Raw genomic sequence first — 2,233 nt, forward strand, 5'->3', positions numbered from 1 at the left:
CAAAATCAGCTCATTGATAAATTATTTGGATTAGCTGCTTAATTCTAAGCAGAGAGCACAAGAAAATAACCTTTCTGAAGTTCACTATAATTTTTCGCAACAGTGCCTTGTTTATCATGTCAGTGCGTAAGGTGAGTTATATATTAAAAAAAAATTTTTTTTAAGGCTGCAAATCTCATAGTTTCAATGTAAATATAACATTAAGAAGATCGCGCTTTACAAACATCAACAGTTTAAAGGTGAGAGCTATGCCAAAAATGATCTTTACATTTGACCTAGACCAAACATTGCTTTGTCACGCCGAAGAGCTAAATTCACTGAATTCAGTTTATAAAACATGTTCACACTACGACCGGCACTGTTGCAAAAAATTTAAGATTTGTTATAGGGTACAAAAAGAAGCAATGAAAGAAATTATTCAAGACATCCTAAAAAATGGTAATGAAATCGCTTTTATCACCGCTGGCAGTATAAAAAAACAGGAATTAAAACAGTTTTTTCAAACTGAATACAGCATTGATTTAGGTGAGCATTTTCAACACTACTACGATACAGAAGACAAAACTTCAGCACTTAAACAGATTGCAAACAATCAGCCCTATTTCAATACTATGCTAATTGACAACAATTACAAACATGTTAACTTAGCACGAAAAGCTGGCTTTAGAGCAATTTATGTAGATAACAACTGCGGTGACTTAACTGATGGAACCCAATATATTCAAGATCTACAAAAAGTAATTCATGAACAAGCTCAAGAAGGCACTAGACAATATTATTCAAGTGCCTCCCCCAAGACAATGCACTATAGTAGCCAAACTACAAAAAGTCTAACTGTTGCAGAAAGAGAGAGAATTAGTTCTTAATAAGTATAAACAAGAGCATAAGCAAGAAAAAAATGAAATTTTTTTAAAAATTAAAGAATCTTTTAAAAGTCTTGATATACCGGAACATAAAAAATTAGTAATTGGAGATTGTCAAACATTAAGGGACTTATGTTCTGCGGTATCATGCCAAGAAACTCACAACTATGATGCCACCGGTAGTCAAGACAGAAAGTTCATGCAGCTAATTCCTGAATAATAATTTAAGATCTAGGAAAAATAAAGTTTTTCAAAAAATGTTTTTATAAATTTAAATTAAAGTATGAGGTTTAAAATGCCAAAGTTTATTGAAATAAATAAAACTCAATTAGAAACTAAAATTAAAGAATTTTATAATGAAGTTGACCCTAAAAATAAAGAAAAATATAAATATATTAGGTCAAATATAGATTTCACTCTTGAGGCACTAAAGAAAACATGTGATACATCATTAACTGAGCTTTTTATGGAGCATTACTTTAATCCAGAATCTGTAAGTGACCCTACATTGCAAGTCGCTCAATGTAAAAATACACTCTTAACACAGCTTAATGATATGTTGAAGAGTAAAAAAAGTAAAGATAAGGGTAAGGCTCCAGCTATAGTTAGCTATATAACTTTAATTATGAAAGATGTAATAGCATTAAATTTTACACTTGCATTAGATGAATTTAATAAATTATATTCTTGGGATAAAGTAAAAAAACTTAATTTAAGTAAAGAATATTTTAATAAAATTTTATGCAATCCTTCATGTTTTAAAGATGCAATAAAACTTGACTTTAATCAAGAATATATTGAAAAATCACTTGATCATCCGGGCTTTTTAAAAGCAGCCTTAGAAGATTTGACAAGCAAAAATAATATTCAAACTATTCTTGATGCACTTACCTTAGAAAAAAATAATATATGTGAAGATATTTCATTTTCTGAAGCTAAATCTTTTCTCCAGCACCATAAAGGTTGTATCGCCCGAAAGTGTAAAAACCACCCTGATAAAATAGCTTTTGGTCATATTGATGAGAAAGGATTGATTCAACAACATTTAATTGAATTTAAAGTGGATAGTTGGATTCTTAAGTCTGGACCAGAAGCACAATTAGGAACAAAATTAGGGGTAACTTTAACTGATATTGCCAGAAATGAGGGAAGCCTTCTACATTCGTCAGATAGTGTTAAACACTGGCAAAGTAAGCGAGAGCAAATGGCTAATAGCCCTTCAACATGTTTTTTCTTTGATACAAAGGATTTATCATATGATAATTTTAAAAGTTCAGATGAGCCAGAATTTATTTATCATAAATCTTTAGAAAAAAAGAATAGCTCTTCAGGCCAATCAAACAGTGTTAAGCTGTAAAACTCCAGATATG

Annotated in this window: 3 protein-coding genes; all 3 read left to right on the forward strand. The window is 30.3% G+C overall.

All coding sequences use genetic code 11. From position 1 onward, the window contains the following. Positions 1–248: 248 nt before the first annotated feature. The 3 genes from C200_RS13595 (at position 249) to C200_RS13605 (ending at position 2,220) form a co-directional block, all read left to right on the forward strand. The gene (locus C200_RS13595; protein WP_052133294.1) at positions 249–866 is read left to right on the forward strand and encodes a hypothetical protein; all 618 of its coding nucleotides are present in this window, start codon (positions 249–251) and stop codon (positions 864–866) included. Next, positions 838–1,083: a hypothetical protein gene (locus C200_RS13600; RefSeq protein ID WP_016212139.1), complete on the forward strand. Its 246-nt coding sequence runs from the start codon at positions 838–840 to the stop codon at positions 1,081–1,083. The genes C200_RS13595 and C200_RS13600 overlap by 29 nt, the downstream gene beginning before the upstream one ends. 75 nt (positions 1,084–1,158) lie before the next feature. Next, the gene (locus C200_RS13605; protein WP_016212137.1) at positions 1,159–2,220 is read left to right on the forward strand and encodes a hypothetical protein; all 1,062 of its coding nucleotides are present in this window, start codon (positions 1,159–1,161) and stop codon (positions 2,218–2,220) included. The last annotated feature ends 13 nt before the right edge of the window (positions 2,221–2,233 follow it).

Origin of the sequence: Piscirickettsia salmonis LF-89 = ATCC VR-1361, assembly GCF_000297215.2 — a bacterium.
GTDB classification, from domain to species: domain Bacteria; phylum Pseudomonadota; class Gammaproteobacteria; order Piscirickettsiales; family Piscirickettsiaceae; genus Piscirickettsia; species Piscirickettsia salmonis.